This is a genomic window from Colwellia sp. 5_MG-2023, assembly GCF_030547795.1.
GTDB lineage: Bacteria > Pseudomonadota > Gammaproteobacteria > Enterobacterales > Alteromonadaceae > Colwellia.
Window position 1 is genome coordinate 304,029 of the sequence record NZ_JAUOPW010000002.1, and the last position, 19,085, is coordinate 323,113.

General features: G+C 37.7%; 19 protein-coding genes and 1 riboswitch. Of the genes, 5 read left to right on the plus strand and 14 right to left on the minus strand.

The features are described 5' to 3' along the window. Positions 1-47 precede the first annotated feature (47 nt). The gene (glmU, locus tag Q4496_RS02870; RefSeq protein WP_215971672.1) at positions 48-1,418 is read right to left on the minus strand and encodes a bifunctional UDP-N-acetylglucosamine diphosphorylase/glucosamine-1-phosphate N-acetyltransferase GlmU; all 1,371 of its coding nucleotides are present in this window, start codon (positions 1,416-1,418) and stop codon (positions 48-50) included. A gap of 376 nt (positions 1,419-1,794) precedes the next feature. Between glmU and Q4496_RS02875 the strand changes: the two genes are divergently transcribed. Both Q4496_RS02875 and Q4496_RS02880 read left to right on the plus strand, forming a co-directional pair. Continuing rightward, positions 1,795-2,730 carry a PhzF family phenazine biosynthesis protein gene (locus Q4496_RS02875; RefSeq protein WP_215971671.1) on the plus strand — a complete coding sequence of 312 codons (936 nt, stop codon included), beginning with the start codon at positions 1,795-1,797 and terminating at the stop codon, positions 2,728-2,730. Positions 2,731-2,885: 155 nt separating this feature from the next. Further along, positions 2,886-3,851, plus strand: a complete 966-nt coding sequence (locus tag Q4496_RS02880; protein ID WP_215971670.1) for a DUF4862 family protein — start codon at positions 2,886-2,888, stop codon at positions 3,849-3,851. 75 nt (positions 3,852-3,926) lie between these two features. Here Q4496_RS02880 and cobO read toward each other — a convergent pair whose 3' ends face one another. Continuing rightward, the gene (gene cobO / locus Q4496_RS02885) at positions 3,927-4,577 is read right to left on the minus strand and encodes a cob(I)yrinic acid a,c-diamide adenosyltransferase (protein WP_303609916.1); all 651 of its coding nucleotides are present in this window, start codon (positions 4,575-4,577) and stop codon (positions 3,927-3,929) included. Positions 4,578-4,746: 169 nt separating this feature from the next. Next, positions 4,747-5,094: a hypothetical protein gene (locus tag Q4496_RS02890; RefSeq protein WP_303609904.1), complete on the minus strand. Its 348-nt coding sequence runs from the start codon at positions 5,092-5,094 to the stop codon at positions 4,747-4,749. A 268-nt stretch (positions 5,095-5,362) separates the two neighbouring features. Then, positions 5,363-5,608, minus strand: a riboswitch (cobalamin riboswitch). A gap of 144 nt (positions 5,609-5,752) precedes the next feature. Here Q4496_RS02890 and Q4496_RS02895 point away from each other — a divergent pair. From Q4496_RS02895 to cobD, 3 genes are all read left to right on the plus strand, one after another. After that, on the plus strand, positions 5,753-6,346 hold the full coding sequence (locus tag Q4496_RS02895; RefSeq protein ID WP_215971668.1) for a histidine phosphatase family protein: 594 nt from the start codon (positions 5,753-5,755) through the stop codon (positions 6,344-6,346). Positions 6,347-6,353: 7 nt separating this feature from the next. Beyond that, the gene (locus tag Q4496_RS02900) at positions 6,354-7,358 is read left to right on the plus strand and encodes a CobD/CbiB family cobalamin biosynthesis protein (RefSeq protein ID WP_303609905.1); all 1,005 of its coding nucleotides are present in this window, start codon (positions 6,354-6,356) and stop codon (positions 7,356-7,358) included. 100 nt (positions 7,359-7,458) lie between these two features. Next, a complete protein-coding gene (cobD, locus tag Q4496_RS02905) occupies positions 7,459-8,511 on the plus strand; it encodes a threonine-phosphate decarboxylase CobD (RefSeq protein ID WP_215971666.1) in 1,053 nt (350 codons plus the stop codon). Positions 8,512-8,623: 112 nt separating this feature from the next. Here the strand turns inward: cobD and Q4496_RS02910 are convergent, their stop codons facing one another. The 11 genes from Q4496_RS02910 to atpF all read right to left on the minus strand — a co-directional run bounded on the left by Q4496_RS02910 (position 8,624) and on the right by atpF (position 19,045). Beyond that, a complete protein-coding gene (locus Q4496_RS02910; protein ID WP_303609906.1) occupies positions 8,624-10,132 on the minus strand; it encodes a cobyric acid synthase in 1,509 nt (502 codons plus the stop codon). Next, the gene (gene cobU, locus Q4496_RS02915) at positions 10,129-10,701 is read right to left on the minus strand and encodes a bifunctional adenosylcobinamide kinase/adenosylcobinamide-phosphate guanylyltransferase (protein ID WP_215971664.1); all 573 of its coding nucleotides are present in this window, start codon (positions 10,699-10,701) and stop codon (positions 10,129-10,131) included. The genes Q4496_RS02910 and cobU overlap by 4 nt, the downstream gene beginning before the upstream one ends. Beyond that, on the minus strand, positions 10,701-11,516 hold the full coding sequence (locus tag Q4496_RS02920; protein ID WP_303601073.1) for an adenosylcobinamide-GDP ribazoletransferase: 816 nt from the start codon (positions 11,514-11,516) through the stop codon (positions 10,701-10,703). The genes cobU and Q4496_RS02920 overlap by 1 nt, the downstream gene beginning before the upstream one ends. 27 nt (positions 11,517-11,543) lie before the next feature. Further along, positions 11,544-12,596 (minus strand): nicotinate-nucleotide--dimethylbenzimidazole phosphoribosyltransferase, encoded by a 1,053-nt coding sequence (gene cobT / locus Q4496_RS02925; RefSeq protein WP_303601072.1) that lies wholly within the window; start codon positions 12,594-12,596, stop codon positions 11,544-11,546. Positions 12,597-12,690: 94 nt separating this feature from the next. After that, on the minus strand, positions 12,691-13,326 hold the full coding sequence (locus Q4496_RS02930) for a histidine phosphatase family protein (RefSeq protein ID WP_215971661.1): 636 nt from the start codon (positions 13,324-13,326) through the stop codon (positions 12,691-12,693). A 290-nt stretch (positions 13,327-13,616) separates the two neighbouring features. Continuing rightward, positions 13,617-14,039 carry a F0F1 ATP synthase subunit epsilon gene (locus Q4496_RS02935; protein ID WP_215971660.1) on the minus strand — a complete coding sequence of 141 codons (423 nt, stop codon included), beginning with the start codon at positions 14,037-14,039 and terminating at the stop codon, positions 13,617-13,619. Positions 14,040-14,097: 58 nt separating this feature from the next. After that, a complete protein-coding gene (gene atpD / locus Q4496_RS02940) occupies positions 14,098-15,483 on the minus strand; it encodes a F0F1 ATP synthase subunit beta (protein ID WP_215971659.1) in 1,386 nt (461 codons plus the stop codon). An 86-nt stretch (positions 15,484-15,569) separates the two neighbouring features. Further along, a complete protein-coding gene (gene atpG / locus Q4496_RS02945) occupies positions 15,570-16,433 on the minus strand; it encodes a F0F1 ATP synthase subunit gamma (RefSeq protein WP_215971658.1) in 864 nt (287 codons plus the stop codon). Between the two features lie 38 nt (positions 16,434-16,471). Then, positions 16,472-18,013, minus strand: a complete 1,542-nt coding sequence (gene atpA, locus Q4496_RS02950; RefSeq protein ID WP_215971657.1) for a F0F1 ATP synthase subunit alpha — start codon at positions 18,011-18,013, stop codon at positions 16,472-16,474. A gap of 15 nt (positions 18,014-18,028) precedes the next feature. Then, positions 18,029-18,562 carry a F0F1 ATP synthase subunit delta gene (gene atpH / locus Q4496_RS02955; protein WP_215971656.1) on the minus strand — a complete coding sequence of 178 codons (534 nt, stop codon included), beginning with the start codon at positions 18,560-18,562 and terminating at the stop codon, positions 18,029-18,031. Between the two features lie 12 nt (positions 18,563-18,574). Beyond that, complete coding sequence (gene atpF / locus Q4496_RS02960) at positions 18,575-19,045, minus strand: F0F1 ATP synthase subunit B (RefSeq protein ID WP_215971655.1); 471 nt, start codon at positions 19,043-19,045, stop codon at positions 18,575-18,577. Positions 19,046-19,085: the final 40 nt, after the last annotated feature.

Sequence of the window (19,085 nt, forward strand, 5' to 3'; positions counted from 1 at the left end):
TCAAGTATTATAAAGTGTCATTAGTTACATTAAGTACTAACGAGAAACTATTTTTTTACTGGTCGCTGCCAGTTTTGTATATTACGTTGTCTAGAACGTGCAACAGCTAAATCATTTTTATCAACTTCTTTCGCAATAACAGAGCCTGCGCCTACTGTTGCAGTTTCACCTATAGTAACAGGGGCAACTAAAGAACTATTCGAGCCAATAAAGGCATGATCATTGATAATAGTTTGCGCTTTATTTACACCGTCATAATTACAAGTAATGGTACCTGCACCTATATTAACTTTTTTACCAATAAGTGTGTCGCCAAGATAAGTTAAATGTCCGGCTTTACTGCCTTCACCCAACGTGGTTTTCTTCATTTCAACAAAGTTACCCACATGTGAGTCTTTATGCATTATTGTGCCTGGACGAATTCGCGCAAATGGACCTACTGAACAACTCTCACCAATAACAGCATCTTCAATAATGGTATTGGGTTTAATTTCAGCATTCTCATTAATGGTGCAATTTTTAAGAATACAGTTGGCACCAATTTTCACACCATTAGCGAGTTTTACTTCACCTTCAAAAATACAGTTAATATCAATATTTACTTCACTACCAACAGTTAAAGAGCCGCGAATATCAATACGAGCAGGATCACGTAAGCTTGCTCCTTCAATCATTAACTCTTCCGCCAAACGTGCTTGATAGGCACGCTCTAAAGAAGCTAGTTGTACTCGATTGTTCGCTCCTTCAACTTCAACTTCTGTTTCTGGGTGAGCGGTAGCAATCGACTTACCTTCATGATGTGCGGCAGCGATAATGTCAGTTAGGTAATATTCACCTTGAGCATTTTCATTAGAAAGACCACTCAACCAACGCTTCAAATCTCCACCATTGGCTAACAAAATACCAGTATTAGCTTCATTAATCATTAGCTGTTCTGACGTTGCATCTTTTTGTTCTACTATACCAACCACTTGCTCATCAACACGTACAATACGACCATAACCTGTAGGGTTACTTAAGTGTACCGTTAACAGTGCCATGCCATCACTAGGTTTAGCGGCTAGTAGGCTTTCTAAAGTTGATACTTTCGTGAGGGGTACATCACCATATAAGACTAATACATCTTCATCGTCTGTTAAAAATGGCGAAGCCTGATCAACTGCATGGCCTGTGCCTAACTGTTCTTTCTGTTCAATGAAGGTTAAATCTTTCCCTGAGTCATTATCTGTTAATGTCGCTTTCAGTGTTTCGCCACCAAAACCATAAACAACATAAATATTTTTTGCGCCTAGGTAGCGTGCACTATCAATAACATGAGACACCATTGGCTTATCAGCGACAACATGGAGAACTTTAGGTAAAGAAGAGCGCATACGAGTACCTTTACCCGCAGCAAGAATAACGACAGAGAGAGACATGATAAATCCATTCAAGTAAATATATTGTGTATGCTTATTATTGTACCTATCTTTGCACTCGCTTTGCTATTAATTTTATTTAATGTGCTTTTTTTAAAATACAGAGAGTGATCTCCCTGCACAGCTTATGTGCGACTTTTCTTTTTATCGCCCCCTATGTAAGCATTATAGAAAACAAAATAATAACATACGAAAACATTAGTAATATAAAACAATAAGTTAACCTTTATTTAATAGCTTGGTATATTTTTTGCGACACCACTATCAATATTGAATATAGAGTGATGAACAAGATATGAATTTAAGAAGTAAATTGACTGGAGTAGACAATACGTCTGTATGCCATGCTGTTCTGCTTATCGCTTAAGGAAAAACGATGAACACATTAAATAATTATAAATACTTCATGGTTGATGTATTTACTGAGCAACCTTTTCATGGCGTGCCTTTACCTGTTTTTGCTGACGCCAGCGGTTTGTCTGATAGACAAATGCAACAAATTTCAACAGAGCTAAATGCAAGTTGTACTATTTTTTTACAAACGGCAGATAAAAATAATCGCCGAGAAATTCGCGTGTTTTCAAAAGAAAAAGAATTACCTTGTAGTGTTCATGCAATACAAGCGGCAAGTTATGTTTTAGCAAGCACAGCTATACCACTAATCGATAACCATAACCTTATTTCTTTTTCCTCAACCATGAAAGGACATGAAAAAATTATCAACAGTCATGTATCGAAAAATGATAACGGCGATATAGGTATTATTCAACAATCTTATAACACACATGCTGCGATAGATTATTACACACCAACAACTGAAGAATTAGCAGAAATGTTATCACTTAACCCTGCAGATATAGGCTTTGATAACTATCGTCCATTAATTGTTTCTTGCGGCATCCCTTATTTAATTGTGCCTATTATGTCTTACACTGCAATACGTGAAGCTAAATTCAATGAGGCCGCTTGGAGTAATTCTTCAGCACCGAGTTCGTTAGCACAGGAAATCCTGCTTTTCGCTAATAATACCGATGATAACTCAGCTGATTTTCATGCTCGTTTGCTAGGCCCTGCTTTTGCTCACCATGACGATCCTCCAATTGGCAGTGTAATTCCCGCTTTTGCTAGTCACATTTGTGATCATCCTCATATACAAAAAGGCACACATGTTTTTGGTATTCAAAGAGGTGACAATAATGGTCGTCAAAGTCACTTTTTCATTGAGATGGATAATAAGCAGAGTAAAGACTTAACCATACGTGTCGGTGGTTATGCTGTATTAGTGGGAGAAGGACAAATTCACGTTTCATAAAAGAACGGATTTTTTAATCGATAAGTAACTTACCCATTCCATTTCACAGCCTGGTTTTTACATGTGAAGCGGAATGGCTTTTTGCGATTGCAATTCAAAAAACCTAGTGCTATAACGAATAACTTTTCTAAAATGCACAGACTACATTAATCAATATGAAATATATTATTGGCGCTTATGCTACCGCTCCTTCGGGCAATGCTTGGGACAAAAATGAAGAAACAGATTACTACCAACAATTAAAAAACATTAAAAGCATTCAAGGTCTAGAACACCCATTTACTGGCCAGTTACATACCCATGACGATGATTGGTTTTTAGCAAATATTGATCCTCAGTGGCAATTTGTATTTACTTCTATCCCTGGTGTAATGGGCAACCTTGGAAAGAATCCTCATTTCGGTATTGCCTCAAATAATGAGGAAGGTCGATTAGCTGCCATCGCGTTTTATCAACAAGCACAACAAGCCATAGTAAAACTAAACGCACATTTGAACAGGGAAGCAGTACCTTTCATTAAAATTCATACCGCTCCCACAATCACTGCTGATGCACAATCCTCTATTCAAGCATTACAAACATCTCTTGAAACCATGCAATCTTGGAATTGGCAAGGTGCAAAACTTGTAATTGAACACTGTGATGCTTACGTTGAAGGTCAAGCTTCTCAAAAAGGCTTTATGTTACTAGAAGATGAAATTACAGCTATTCAAAATGTTAATAGTAAACATAATACCGATATTGGTATTAGCATAAATTGGGGACGATCTGCGATTGAAACACGTAGTGTTGAAGGTCCGATTCAACATATTAAACAAGCTTATGATTGTGGTTTATTAAAAGGTATTATTTTTTCTGGCGCTTCAGGTGTTGAAGGACCTTATGGTCAATGGCGAGATACTCATATGCCTCATGAGCAGGCGATTGATGTACCAAGTTACGCTAAGGGGTCAGCCTTAACAATTAATGAAATTAAACGCTCTTTAGAACAGTGTCCGTACGAAAAACTTGATTTTCTTGGCGGGAAAATAGCGATACGCCCAAATGAAGCAAGTGTAGATGAACGTGTTTCTTATATAACAAGTTTACTTTCGTTACTTGATAAAGTGACTAGTAAATAAGTTTTTACCCACGAGCAGTAATGGGCAATAACTCAAACGTGTTAAATAAATTAACACGTTTTTATTAAGCAAACCTTACCAATCAAGTCCTTTCTGAGCCTTTACCCCTGCTTTAAAGGCATGTTTAATAGGTTGAACCTCTGAAACAGTATCAGCTAATTCAATAAGTTTACGATGACAAGCTCTACCGGTAATAATCACATGCTGCATTTTAGGCCTGTTATTAAGTACTTCAATAATTTCATCTAATTCAATGTAGCCATACTTAACCATGTAGGTCATTTCATCGAGTAGCACAATATTAAGGGTTTCATCACTCAACATTTCTTTACTTCTTTGCCAAGCTACTTTTGCTGCGATAGTATCCGTTTCTGTACTTTGGGTTTCCCACGTAAACCCAGTCCCCATAACATAATGCTGCACAGGAAATTGTTTCAGAATGTTCATTTCCCCACATTCCCACTTATCGCCTTTAATAAACTGTACTACACCTGCTTTTTGACCATGACCAATCGCACGTAATACAGTACCAAAACCAGAAGTACTTTTACCTTTACCATTACCTGTGATTACAACAAAAACCCCGCGTTCTTCGGTCGCTTGAGCAATACGACTATCAACTTTTGCTTTAATTTTTTTCTGACGTTCAATATGTTTTTGCTCTTTAATTTGTGCAGCTTCATCTTGTTGTTGAAGCCTATTATCATTTTGCTGATTTTCATTAATATCTGTCACAGTTTTTCTCACTTACAGTTTATTTTTCGCATATTTTTCATATAACGATTATTAATCATTACTGATTGAGTTCCTTCTACAACAGTTTATTGATTCGCTTAAAAGTAACGAGTTTTCTCAAGAATAATTAATGATAAACTCAGGTTACTTGGTAAATACACTAATGCTTATGGTTAGCAATAACGCTCGTATTTAACTCCTTATTGGTAAATAAATGGTTTATTGTAAAATCAATGACGATGGCTGAAATAATATAAAAAACAGGATTAGAGACGGACTTAAAATAATACTTATCAACCCGTGTTTCATATTCTGCCCATGATAATTCAGCAAACTTACCAGATAACGTGTAATAACCACCATTTGAAGTAAAAAAGGCAATTGATGCACTGGGTAAATGATTAAAATTAGAGAAATGATGGGTGCGCGTAGCAAGCATTAACAAGGTTAATACTGAAAATACTGCCATAAATATATTCAAATGGAATTTTTGATTCATTAACTTCATAACGATCTCGTTAAATAGATAGTTAACAGTGTTGGAAATCAAAGGCAGTAAATGATAAAAGAATAGTTATTCTGTGTTAGTAGCAAAAAAATCCGTAAAAATAAGTGATTAGCTCAAACAAACAGTAATAGATTCCTTAGGCTGCAATTTAGAAAAATCATGTTAAATATTACAAATTTCAGCACATATACTTATCTCTGAATCACCGCCCACCGCAGTTGTCGAGTATGCTATTTATATAAGTAAACACAGATATAATATTATAAGTGATAAATAACATTGATTAGGCCGGTCTCCGGACTTCTGATCATTGCATTTGCAACACCTTCCCATACATCACTAATTTAATATTCTACTTAGCGATTCAATACAGTGGTTTTTGTTGCTGCTCACAGTTACCGTTGCGGGGGCAGTACTGGTATTTCACCAGTTTCACGTTTCACCTTCAGAGCGTTATTATTTTGTTAAACACATCAAAATAACGTGTGAAGACACCTAAATCGAACCAGATAATACGTCATAAATACATGCTATTCAATAACTAACAAAACTAGTTCCAAACATATTAGCGTTGAACCTAAACGGTGATTTAGTTACTCTACGCGCCCTTTCAAATGATGATAAATGTCATCATTGATGTTATTAGTATTAAAAACAGATGAAAACAAACTTATATTTAGCGCGTCACGGACAAACGAAATGGAATGAAATCCAGCGTTATCAAGGACAATTAGACAGTGAACTAACGCATTTAGGTAAGGAACAGTCTAAAAAACTTGCACAAAATATTGTTAATAAAGAAATAGACTTTATTATTTCGTCCCCCCTTGGTCGTGCAGTTAATACAGCTATTAGCTGTCAAAAGCTATTAAATATCCCTATTATTAACCTAAATGACATAACCGAACGAAACTTAGGTCAATGGCAAGGTGCTTATATAAGCAACATTAAAAACGAAGTACATTTTGACGAAATTTTCCACCAATTTACCGCACTGAAACCTATAGGTGGTGAAAGCGCCATAGACTGTGGGACACGCATTTATAATGCATTACAAAGACTCGCGATCCATAATGTAAATAAAAATTTATTGGTTATTTTTCATGGTGAAGCGTTGCGCTGTTTTTTAGCGAAGCTAGGTCAGCAATCAACACAAAATGCTTATGAATTATTCGACAATGGCTCTATCTTTCATTTAACCTATAATCATAACGATAAAAATTTTCACTCTGAAACAGTAACAGCGAAATAAAATAACAATGTCGTGGATAGAAAATATAAATAACCAAGCAATGTTATTAGCGCCTTATTTTGCTACGTCATTAACTATTTTATTAGCTTTACTGCTTGATAACATCTTAGGCGAAGCTAAAAAGTACCATTATCTTGTTGGTTTTGGCTGGCTTGCAGATAAAATAGAGTCTGTACTTAATCATAACAATAAAAAACAAAATCCCCACTCTAAGAAATCTTCTTTAAAAATCAAACTATTAGGTCTATTTTCTTGGTGTTTATTGGTATTACCGCTTCCCATTGTTTACTTTCTATTTATTAATGATTTAGCATGGTATTGGCAAATATTGCTCGATGCCAGTGTACTTTATTTGGCCATTGGTCTTAATAGTTTACATCAACATGCGATGCAGATTTACATCCCTTTGAAATCAGAAGATCTTGTAAAAGCTCGCCACTTTACCGGTTACATTGTTAGTAGAGAAACTAACGCTCTTTCACCACAAGCAATGTCGAGAGCAACGGTAGAATCTATGCTCGAAAATGGACATGATTCAGTTATCGCTTCAATGGTTTATTATATTATAGGCGGTGCACCATTAGTTATTTTGCATCGTTTAGCTAATACACTCGATGCAATGTGGGGTTATAAAACGTCTCGTTTTAATCATTTTGGCTATGCCAGTGCTAAGCTTGATGACTTACTCGGATTCTTTTCAGCAAAAATTTGTACCCTACTGTATTCAATACAAGGTGATGTTAAACAATCTGTTACCAATGCCTATCAGCAAGGTAATCAATATAAAAGTCATAATGGTGGCTGGGTAATGGCAGCCGGCGCTACTGTGATGAAGATAACACTGGGCGGTAATGCTTTTTATCATGGAAAAGTAATAACCTCACCCACATTAGGTTTAGGCAACTCGGTCAGCATCGAGGATATACCTCGCAGTATAACGCTAGTAAAACGGGCAGCTATTACATTAGCTTTATTAACTTTTTTCTATCAACTAGTTTGTTATCTTCTATAAAATTAACAGTATGATTAGTGCTGTTAACTTTATAGAAGATAATAGGTTAGTTAACATGGCTTTTAATATTCAAATTTATTAAATTTTAGGTGAACCAATTTTGGCTCTTATTCATGGTGGACAGCTACAATTAGTGGCTAAGCAATTTAATATTGCTCCTGAAAGCTGGTTAGATTTATCTACAGGTATAGCACCATTTAGCTACCCTATTCCAACAATCCCAGCACAACTATATCAGGCATTACCACAATCAAATATCAACTTAGAATACGCAGCTAAACGTTATTACAATGCTAACAGCTTGCTAGTAACCAATGGCAGCCAAGCGATAATAAAACTTTTACCTGTGTTATGGCGTGAAGAAAACAAACATTCCACTATCGTATACTTACCCGAGCAAGGCTATAAAGAACATGCCTTAGCTTGGCAAACCGCAGGCTTTACATTATGTTGGTATCAAGACACTTTACCTGAAATTAATACAATTGAAGAAAATTCAGTTTTAGTGGTAATTAACCCGAACAACCCAACGGGGCAACTCTACCCAAAATCTACGCTACTCAACTATCAAAGAAAATTAGCTCAACGCAATGGTTTATTCATTATTGATGAAGCCTTTATTGATGTAATAAGCCCCACTCAATCAATGACAAGCGCCGGCAGTAAATATGATGAAAACACGTTGATATTACGCTCATTTGGCAAGTTTTTTGGTTTAGCCGGTATTCGTATTGGTTTTTTAATTGGTGCCGAGCCTTGGTTAGCAAAATTTAACGAACAACTTGGCCCTTGGCAAGTTAATGGGCCTGCACAGCTTATAGCGCAAAAAGCATTAGAAGATAAACACTGGCAAACACAGCAGCAACAAACACTAAAAACGTTAAGTACACATTTACGGACATTACTCACTGACAATTTACCAATGGAACAGATAACGACTATCTCTGGCACTGATCTATTTCAAACGGTTTATTTTAAAGAAAATCATAACGGTAAAAGCCGCGCTGAAAGCTACTATATAGCCTTATGCAAACAAGGTGTTTATGTGCGGTTAACTGATGATAAACAGGCATTAAGGTTTGGTATAGCCAAGATTGAAGAGCTTACACGGTTGGCTAATGCTTTGCTTAATATAAATAACGAATACGCTTAGTTGTTACAGAGCCAACTCGAATATCATCAAATAACACCAAAGTGTGGCGTCTCTGAATACACTTAACGAAGCGTATTAATTCTTATAAATTTCATGTTGATAGTGAAAGCTGTTATGGGGGGTTACCAGTGGTAACACCCGCTTTTAAAATTTGTTCGATATCATCCATATGCAAGTATTGCTCGCATATCCCAGCTAAACGTTCTAATTGAGTTTCTCTATGTTGATTAATATCAATAACAGACTGTACACCATGATCTTGTTTAACCCACTGCAATATCGCGCTAGTTACTGCTCCGTGATCAAAAATGCCATGTAAATAGGTTGCTACAATTTGATTATCTGTTGAGATAAAACCATCTGTACTTAGCGCACCTACAGACAAATCACTTATTAAAGGTTTTTTAAGTGCTTCACCTTGTGAATGACCACAATGAATTTCATAGCCCAAAACCTCACAAGAAGCGCCAGCTAGGGTGAGTGTGCCAGAAACCTGTGTTAAGGTTTTTTCTGCGGTTAACGTCGTGGTAAAATCAGCTAATCCTAAGCCTGAAATAGCTCTTTCGCCATTTTCTTCAGCTGTTGATTCAATCGCAAGTGGATCCAATATTTTATTACCTAGCATTTGAAACCCACCACAAATACCGAGCACTTTACCGCCATATCTTAAATGACAATTAATATCCTCTTGCCAGCCTTGAGCTTTTAAAAATGCTAAGTCTGAAATCACATTTTTACTGCCCGGTAAAATAACTAAATCGCAATTGTCTATCCGTTCACCCATTTTGACATAACGTAAATCTATTTCAGGGTTTAACCTTAATGGGTCAAAATCAGTATGATTACTAATATGCGGCAATAGAGGTACCGCAATAGAAATTTTACTTTGACTCACTTTATTATCAAGAGCAATCGCATCTTCAGCATCAAGCGCTAAATCATGTAAATAAGGCAAAACACCTAAAACAGGCTTACCAGTACGTTCTTCAAGCCAAGTTAAACCTGATTCTAGTAACTTAATATCACCGCGAAAGCGATTAATAATAAAACCTTTTACCCGTGCTTGCTCTGACGCTGACAATAATGCTAACGTCCCTACTAAATGAGCAAAAACTCCACCACGATCAATATCAGCGACTAAAATAACAGGACAATCTACTTTTTCAGCGTAGCCCATATTGGCAATGTCATGTTCGCGCAAATTAATTTCAGCCGGACTACCTGCACCTTCCACCATTAACACATCAAACTCTTGTGCAAGCCGATAATGAGATTCAACCACTGCATTCATCGCCACTTTTTTATAGTCGTGATAGCTGGTCGCTTCCATATTTGAAAGTGCCTTACCGTGTACAATAACTTGCGCACCAGTATCACTATTTGGCTTTAATAAAATAGGATTAAAATCAACACGCGGTGCAATATTAGCAGCAATAGCTTGTAATGCTTGTGCTCGTCCAATTTCGCCGCCATCTTCTGTTACCGCACTATTTAGCGCCATATTTTGAGGTTTAAAAGGCGCAACACTAAAACCTCTATTCACAAAAACACGACAAAGCCCTGCCACTACCGTACTTTTACCGGCATCAGAAGTAGTGCCTTGTATCATTAAGGTTTTCATTTGTACTCCTTCGGCTTAAGCGATAGAGGAATCCCCGCCATAATAAAATCGACTCGCTCAGCTATTACAGCGATTTCTTGATGTAACCAACCCGCTTGATCAACAAAATTTCGTGAAAGCTCCCCCATAGGTACAATGCCATGACCAACTTCATTGCTAACAAGCAGTAAATGCACCTCACTTGATTGTGCATAATGAGATAAAGTTTTAAGTAACGCTTGTTTTTCTTGTTGAAAACAATCTTTTTCAGCTGAACATAAGCAATTTGTTAACCATAAGGTAAGGCAATCAACTAATATTGTTATCCCATGTTTGTGTTCGCTGTTATGTTTTTTTACTAACTGCTCAATCGCTTTGGCTAGTTCAATAGAGGATTCAATTAACAACCAATGAGCAGGTCTTTGTTGTTGGTGTTGCTTGATACGCGCTAACATTTCACCATCTAACGGCTGAGCTGTTGCTAGATAATAAACCTGTGACTGAGTGTTACTTTCAAGGAGCTTAGCTTGCTTTTCGGCAAATGAACTTTTACCAGAGCGAGCACCGCCTAAAATCAAATGAATAGACATTAGCTAATAACTCCTGAACCTGTACTTAACATGACATCACCATAGCCAAACACCAATAACGTTAAATAAATAACAATTTCGCTACTTTGCTGGGCTGCGCCTAAACAATCACCGGTATAACCACTAAGTTGCTTATTAAACCAAAATGCTAATAAAGCTCTAAAAATAAATAAAATAACGAACAATAAAATACATTCGCCCAAAGGAAGAAACCATAAACTCACTATCAATCCAGTGGCAAGCAACGCCATTAAACTTGTGTTCGATAAATACTGAGCTAGCGGTTTAACTTTTGATGTAGCATCAAGGGAGACATAAGACATATCATAAATTAAACTGGTGGCAACTACGCGACTTAAGGTATTTGCTAAAATAAGCGCAATAACAGGCGATGCAAGCGAAATTAAACTTTGATATTTTAGAAATAAAATAATAAATAACGCTGCGGCACCATAAGTTCCTAAGCGACTATCTTTCATAATATTCAGTTTTTGCTCAATGCTCCAACCACCACCAAAGCCATCCCAAACATCTGCCCAGCCATCTTCATGAAAAGCGCCAGTTACTAATAAACTTGCAGCCATAGCAATAAGCACGGCAATTTCTTTTGGTAAATATTCAACGGAAATAGCATAAATTAACGAACAAAGGATACCAACCAAAAGACCAACTACGGCAAAATAGCGACTAGATTGATTAAGTTGCTCTGCACTAATTTCAGCAGGTAATCGAACAGGTATGCGCGTGAAAAAACTAACGGCCAATAACAATAGCGTTAATTGAGGTTTTATTTTCTGATGTAAATTTTGAGTCATTTTATGCTCAAGTTTATGCGTTAAACGCTAAACTACCTTTGTTACTGAAGCTTGTTCAAAACTAGCCATGTCATTATAAAAAGCCACAGCAGCTTGAATAAGCGGTAAAGCTAACGCTGCTCCTGTACCTTCACCTAAACGTAATTCAAGGCTTAATAAAGGCTCTACAGTAAGCCAAGTGAGCATTTTCTGATGTCCTTGCTCACCTGAGCAATGAGCAAATATCATATAGTCTTTTACTGCAGGGTTTATTTGTATGGCAACCATTGCTGCGGCAGTACAAGTGAACCCATCAACGACTACATGCATATTATCTTCTGCTGCAGCTAACATTGCTCCTGTAATTTGCACTATTTCGAAGCCACCTAAACACGCTAATAATTGTATAGGATCTGATAATTTATCCGCATGTAATTTAAGCGCTTGTTCAACTACTTGCTGTTTCTTTTTAACAACGTCGTCAGATACGCCAGTGCCCTTTCCTACCGTTTCTACTGCAGAAATATTCATAACAGCTGCCATGATTGCAGATGACGATGTCGTATTGCCAATGCCCATCTCGCCAAAAGCAATTAAATTGCAGCCATTTTTCTTGGTTTTACTGATCAGCGATTTAGCTTTACTAAAGCCTTCTTTCACAGTTTCTACTGTCATAGCGGCTTGCAAATGCAAAGGCTGTGTAATATTGCCTAGACGTTGATCAATAACATTTAATTCTGGGGACGGTTTATGCAAGATACCTGCATCAACGACACTCAAATCCCAACCCAGTTGACGACAAAAAACACTTATCGCTGCTCCACCAGTTGCAAAGTTAGCAACCATTTGACCGGTAACTTCACTTGGCGCTATAGAAACCCCTTCCGCTGCCACCCCATGGTCACCTGCGAAAATAATAAGAGCTGGCTTGTTAATAACTAATAGTTCAAGCTGTTCAAACTGTGCTAATTGTACTCGTGCGATTGCTTTTGCTGTTGTTTCGAGCTGGCCCAGCGCACCTAATGGCTTAGTTTTACCATCAACTATTGCTTGAATTTTATTATCAAATTGGTGAGTAATAGGTTCAATTGTAAATGTCATAATAGTCTCAATAAGTATATTTATAGTTTTAACGGTAAACTATTATTGTAAATAACAAATTTGGTGAAAAGATGAAATAAGGTTGTTTTATTCTTTATAACACAAGCTTTGACCAAACCTTTCCTCTTTCATCTCGATATAAAGATATTTTTATCAAGCTAGCATAAGGTACCTCTATTGAGTCCATATGCGAGTTTCCTGGGATAGGTAAATTTAAAACGCGAGCGAGTATATGTTTGATCACACCAGCATGTGTCAAAACAAGCGTATTTTTTGACTCATTTTTATTACAAAAACTATCCCACCAATGATCAATACGCCCAGTAAAACTAGTCATGCTTTCACCATTTGGCGGTTGATTCTGCCAAGGGTTTTGCCAAAAATCACCTATTGTACAAGTTTCTACGCGATCGCTTCTTTGCCATAATGACTGATAGCTTTTACCATCCCAATCACCAAAATTCATTTCTTGCAGTTTACTTTCAACTTCTAATGATAGATTTTGCTGCTGGCAAAATAAGTCTGCATATTGATAACAACGAACCAAAGGAGAACTAATACACCGATCAACAAATTTTAGTGAGTCAGTAGCGAGAGATAGTTGTTCATAACCAAATGCTGAAAGTGCTACATCCGTTTTTCCAGCCAGAATCCCCGGTGTATCAATTTCACCGTGTCGTAACAAATAAACAGTACTTTCTGTAGGAAGTAATTGTTGTGAATTTAGCAATGTTAATCAACCATGGTTTTAAATAAGATGTAGAGTATGCATGATTTAAATATATTAATTAACTTATGGGAACTTTTCATGATTTTACTACTCTTAATAGTTGTAAGTTTTATTTCCCTTAGTGTTTCATGTTTTTATTGCGTCTTTCTTAATAGACGCTTTTTTTTGTCAAAAATTTAGGTTTTTCAAAAATAACAAACATAAAAAATGCCCTGTTACTTTACAGCAACAGAGCATTTATAATTTAATTCACTAAACCTTAGCTTACGACGTTAATTAGGAAGTTAAGCTTAACTTCTTTTATTAGTCACCTGAATAACACGTAATTGCGCTACTGCGCGTGCTAATTCAGCAGCTACTGCAGCATAATCAACATCAATACCAGTGGCATTCATATTTTCTTCTGCACGCTTTTTAGCTTCTATGGCTGCTTGTTCATCTAAATCACCAGCACGTGTTGCAACATCAGCAAGTACTGTAATGTGATTAGGTTGAACTTCTAACATACCACCTGAAAGATAAATAACTTCTTCGCTACCATCTTTTTTAGTGATAAGTGCCATTCCAGGTTTTAGTGAGGTCAGTAAAGGTGCGTGACCAGGTAAAATACCCAACTCACCTTCACTACCTGTGATCTGTAATGATTTAATACTGCCAGAAAATAAACTTTCCTGTGCGCTTACTACATCCAGATTAACAGTTAATAATGCCATTTGACTCGACCTCTATATTAATAAGCACTTAAGTTATCCCTAAGTGCTTATCAGATGATTACATCTTATTAGCTTTCTCTACAGCTTCGTCAATAGAACCAACCATGTAGAACGCTTGCTCAGGCATATCATCATATTCACCAGCTAAAATTCCTTTGAATCCTGCAATGGTGTCTTTTAATGATACATATTTACCTGGAGAACCGGTAAATACTTCAGCAACAAAGAACGGTTGAGATAAGAAACGTTGAATCTTACGTGCACGATGCACAGTTTGCTTATCTTCTTCTGATAACTCATCCATACCTAAGATAGCGATGATATCTTTTAGTTCTTTATAACGTTGTAATACTGTTTGAACACCACGAGCAACTTCATAATGTTCTGCACCAACTACTAATGGATCAAGTTGACGAGAAGTTGAATCTAGTGGGTCAATCGCTGGGTAAATACCTAGCTCAGCAATAGAACGAGAAAGTACAACTGTTGCATCTAAATGAGCAAAGGTAGTTGCAGGACTTGGATCCGTTAAATCATCCGCAGGTACGTATACCGCTTGAATTGACGTAATAGAGCCTTTATTCGTTGAAGTGATACGTTCTTGTAATACACCCATTTCTTCAGCAAGTGTTGGTTGGTAACCAACCGCTGATGGCATACGACCAAGTAACGCTGATACTTCAGTACCCGCAAGAGTATAACGATAGATGTTATCTACGAAGAATAATACGTCACGACCTTCGTCACGGAATTTTTCTGCCATAGTTAAACCAGTCATGGCAACACGTAAACGGTTTCCAGGAGGCTCGTTCATCTGACCGTAAACTAATGATACTTTATCAAGTACGTTAGAATCGTTCATTTCGTGATAGAAATCGTTACCTTCACGTGTACGCTCACCAACACCAGCAAATACTGAGTAACCACTGTGTTCAATAGCGATGTTACGGATAAGTTCCATCATGTTTACTGTTTTACCAACACCAGCACCACCGAAAAGACCAACTTTACCACCCTTAGCGAATGGACAAACTAAATCGATTACTTTGATACCTGTTTCTAACAATTCGTTAGACATGGCTTGATCTGCGTATGCAGGCGCTTCACGATGAATAGCCCAACGATCTTTCTCGCCGATTGGACCTGCTTCATCAATAGGTTCACCTAATACGTTCATGATGCGACCTAAAGTCTCAACACCAACAGGTACTTGGATACCATCACCTGTGTTTTCTACATTCAGGCCACGACGCAAACCGTCTGAGCTACCCATTGCAATAGTACGTACAACACCGCCACCAAGCTGCTGTTGAACTTCAAGTACTAAACCTGCAAGGTCACCTTCGGTTACTTTTACTGCGTGATATACCTGAGGTACGGCATCTTGTGGAAATTCAACATCCACAACTGCGCCAATTATTTGGACGACTTTACCTGTACTCATGTTAATTCCTCTTAATTTAAGCCAACCAACGCTTTGCGCAGCTAGCTTGTCGTTAAATTACGAAAACGTTATATGTTAATTACTCTTTAACCAACCGCAGCTGCACCTGCAACGATTTCACCCAATTCTTGAGTAATCGATGCTTGACGCGCTTTGTTGTATACCAGTTGTAAATCATCAATCAAGTCGCCAGCATTATCTGTAGCAGCTTTCATGGCTACCATACGGGCAGCTTGTTCACAGGCTAGGTTTTCAACCACGCCTTGGTACACTTGCGATTCTACATAACGAACTAATAGTTGATCTAACAACACGTTAGCATCAGGTTCGTATATGTAATCCCAACGATGTTCAATATCTACATCGTCAGACTTAGGTAAAGGCAATAACTGATCAACTGTTGGTGCTTGTGTCATAGTATTAACGAACTTGTTATACACTATAAACAACTTATCAATTTCGCCGTTATTATAAGCATTTAGCATAACCTGAACACTACCGACTAAGTCGGTAAGTGACGGGTTATCGCCTAAGCCAGATATTTGTGCGGTTACTTTAGAGCCCATGTTATTGAAAAACGAAGTAGCTTTTGAGCCTACAACCGCAAATTCAACTTCAGCTTCTTGACCCTGCCATTTAGCAGCGTCAGCTAGCACTTCTTTAAATAAATTAATATTTAAACCACCACACAAACCACGGTCTGTTGATACAACAATATAGCCAACACGCTTAACTTCACGCTCTTCCATATAAGGATGGCGATATTCTAAGTTACCAAGCGCAATATGACCGATCACGTTACGTATATTTGTCGCATATGGACGAGAAGCTGCCATGCTTTCTTGCGCTCTACGCATTTTAGAAGCGGCAACCATTTCCATAGCGTTTGTGATCTTTTGAGTGTTTTTCACACTCGCAATTTTGGTTTTTATTTCTTTACCAACGGCCATGACTCTCTCTCCGAAAAGATTACTTAATTAAAAACGTCTTACCAAGTTTGGGTAGACTTGAAAGTTTCAAGTGCTTTAGTCAAACCAGCTTCAATGTCTTTATCGTAGTTACCTGAATCGTTGATAGTAGCCATAAGCTCAGATGCTTCACTGTTCATGTAGCTTTGTAACGCGTCTTCAAAATCATTGATTTTGTTAATAGCAACGTCGTTCAAAAAGCCTTTTTCTGCAGCAAATAAAGAAACAGCAGTTTCAGCAACCGATAATGGGCTGTATTGCTTTTGCTTCATTAATTCAGTTACACGTTGTCCATGCTCTAATTGAGCACGAGTCGCGTCATCTAAATCTGATGCAAATTGAGCAAATGCTGCTAATTCACGGTATTGAGCTAGTGCTAAACGGATACCACCACCAAGTTTTTTGATGATTTTCGTTTGCGCTGCACCACCAACACGAGATACTGATAAACCAGCATTTACCGCAGGACGAATACCAGAGTTGAATAAATCAGACTCTAAGAATATTTGACCATCTGTAATCGAAATTACGTTAGTTGGTACGAAAGCAGATACATCACCCGCTTGTGTTTCAATAATTGGTAATGCAGTTAAAGAACCTGTTTTACCTTTTACTTCACCGTTAGTGAATTTTTCAACATACGCTTCGTTTACACGAGCAGCACGTTCTAATAAACGACTATGAAGATAGAAAACATCACCTGGGTATGCTTCACGACCTGGCGGACGACGAAGTAGTAATGAAATTTGACGGTAAGCAACAGCTTGCTTAGACAAATCATCATATACGATCAACGCATCTTCACCGCGGTCACGGAAGTATTCACCCATTGAACAACCAGAGTAAGGTGCAAGGTATTGTAAAGCTGCTGCTTCAGAAGCTGATGCAACAACAACAATAGTATTTGATAATGCGCCGTGCTCTTCTAAGCTACGTACAACATTAGCAACTGTTGACGCTTTTTGGCCAATAGCTACATAAATACTTTTGATACCAGTGTTCTTTTGGTTAATGATAGCGTCAAGTGCAATCGCTGATTTACCGATTTGACGGTCACCAATGATTAATTCACGTTGACCACGACCAATTGGAATCATAGCATCAATTGACTTAATACCAGTTTGTACTGGTTGGTCAACTGATTTACGTTCAATAACACCAGGAGCAACAACTTCTACAGGAGAGAAGCCATCATTTTCAATTGGGCCTTTGCCATCAATTGGTTCACCAAGTGTATTTACTACGCGGCCTAAAAGACCACGACCTACAGGTACTTCCAAAATACGGCCAGTACCTTTAACTTTCTGTCCTTCTGCTAAATCAGCATAAGGTCCCATAACTACCGCACCTACCGAATCACGGTCAAGGTTTAAGGCGATAGCATAACGGCTACCAGGAAGTTCGATCATTTCACCTTGCATTACATCGGCAAGGCCATGGATACGAATGATACCGTCTGTTACAGAAACGATTGTACCTTCGTTACGAGCTTCGCTGACAACGTTGAACTGTTCAATACGATTTTTGATCAGTTCAGCGATTTCAGTGGAATTCAGTTGCATGCTCTGTTCCCTTATCTAAGATTGTAATGTTGTTGATAAACGGCTCAGTTTACCTTGGATAGAGCCATCAATAACTGTGTCACCCGCTTTAATAATTAAGCCGGAAACGATGTTTACATCAATATTACAATTAAGCTTTACTTTACGTGCCAAGCGCTTTTCAAGCGCGGCGCTAAGTGTTGTTTTTTGCTCTGCGGTAATTTCTACTGCCGAGGTTACATCTACTGTGATTTCTTGTTCAAATTCAGCTTTTAACGCTAAAAAGTGTTCAAGAACCAGTGGTAGCACCAACAAACGTTTGTTTTCAGCCATAACTTTTATAAAGTTCTGACCTTCACTGTTTACTTGCTCACCACAAACATTTAAAAATAAAGTTTGTGCTTGCTCAACTGAAGCCCCGCCAGATAAATAACCTTCAATAGTTTTATCTTTAGCAACTTCAGCAGCAAAAGCTAGCTGGGTTGCCCAGCTATCAATTGCTTTAGCTTCAACAGCAAAATCAAACGCTGCTTTAGCGTAAGGACGAGCAATGGTTGTCAATTCAGACATAGCTCTATCCTCTTAAAGTTCAGCGACGAATTTATCTAAGATGTCGCTATGTGCTGCGGCATCGATAGAACGTTCAAGAATTTTCTCGGCACCGGCAACAGCTAGAATAGCGACTTGTTTACGCAATTCTTCTTTTACACGGTTACGTTCAGTTTCAATTTCTGTGTGACCAGCAGCTAAGATTTTTAATTTCTCAGCTTCTGCTTTCACAGCAGCTTCTTCAACTATCTGCGTTTCACGCTTTTTGGCTACTTCAATAATTTCAGCAGCTTGCGCCTTCGCTTCTTTTAGTTGGGCCGTTGCTTTTTCTTGGGCTAATTCCAAGTCTTTTTCAGCACGGTCTGAAGCAGCTAAACCATCTATGATTATTTTCTGGCGAGCTTCAATAGCATTGTTTAGTGGTGGCCATACATATTTCATGCAGAACCAAACAAAAACGATAAATGCTATTAATTCACCAATTAGAGTGGCGTTTAAATTCACAACCGCTCCTCCTTAATAGTAAGCTGTTCAAAGAATGGAA

What these genes read in the sequence shown, in the direction of transcription:
- Q4496_RS02935 (WP_215971660.1), bottom strand. Translation starts at nt 14,039, where the DNA reads ATGGCATTATTAACTGTTAATCTGGATGTAGTAAGCGCACAGGAAAGT.
- cobT (WP_303601072.1), bottom strand. Translation starts at nt 12,596, where the DNA reads ATGACATTTACAATTGAACCTATTACTCACCAATTTGATAATAAAATT.
- cobU (WP_215971664.1), bottom strand. Translation starts at nt 10,701, where the DNA reads ATGTCTATTCATTTGATTTTAGGCGGTGCTCGCTCTGGTAAAAGTTCA.
- Q4496_RS02920 (WP_303601073.1), bottom strand. Translation starts at nt 11,516, where the DNA reads ATGACTCAAAATTTACATCAGAAAATAAAACCTCAATTAACGCTATTG.
- Q4496_RS02910 (WP_303609906.1), bottom strand. Translation starts at nt 10,132, where the DNA reads ATGAAAACCTTAATGATACAAGGCACTACTTCTGATGCCGGTAAAAGT.
- Q4496_RS02890 (WP_303609904.1), bottom strand. Translation starts at nt 5,094, where the DNA reads ATGAAGTTAATGAATCAAAAATTCCATTTGAATATATTTATGGCAGTA.
- glmU (WP_215971672.1), bottom strand. Translation starts at nt 1,418, where the DNA reads ATGTCTCTCTCTGTCGTTATTCTTGCTGCGGGTAAAGGTACTCGTATG.
- Q4496_RS02880 (WP_215971670.1), top strand. Translation starts at nt 2,886, where the DNA reads ATGAAATATATTATTGGCGCTTATGCTACCGCTCCTTCGGGCAATGCT.
- atpA (WP_215971657.1), bottom strand. Translation starts at nt 18,013, where the DNA reads ATGCAACTGAATTCCACTGAAATCGCTGAACTGATCAAAAATCGTATT.
- atpD (WP_215971659.1), bottom strand. Translation starts at nt 15,483, where the DNA reads ATGAGTACAGGTAAAGTCGTCCAAATAATTGGCGCAGTTGTGGATGTT.
- atpH (WP_215971656.1), bottom strand. Translation starts at nt 18,562, where the DNA reads ATGTCTGAATTGACAACCATTGCTCGTCCTTACGCTAAAGCAGCGTTT.
- Q4496_RS02900 (WP_303609905.1), top strand. Translation starts at nt 6,354, where the DNA reads ATGTCGTGGATAGAAAATATAAATAACCAAGCAATGTTATTAGCGCCT.
- atpG (WP_215971658.1), bottom strand. Translation starts at nt 16,433, where the DNA reads ATGGCCGTTGGTAAAGAAATAAAAACCAAAATTGCGAGTGTGAAAAAC.
- Q4496_RS02875 (WP_215971671.1), top strand. Translation starts at nt 1,795, where the DNA reads ATGAACACATTAAATAATTATAAATACTTCATGGTTGATGTATTTACT.
- Q4496_RS02895 (WP_215971668.1), top strand. Translation starts at nt 5,753, where the DNA reads ATGAAAACAAACTTATATTTAGCGCGTCACGGACAAACGAAATGGAAT.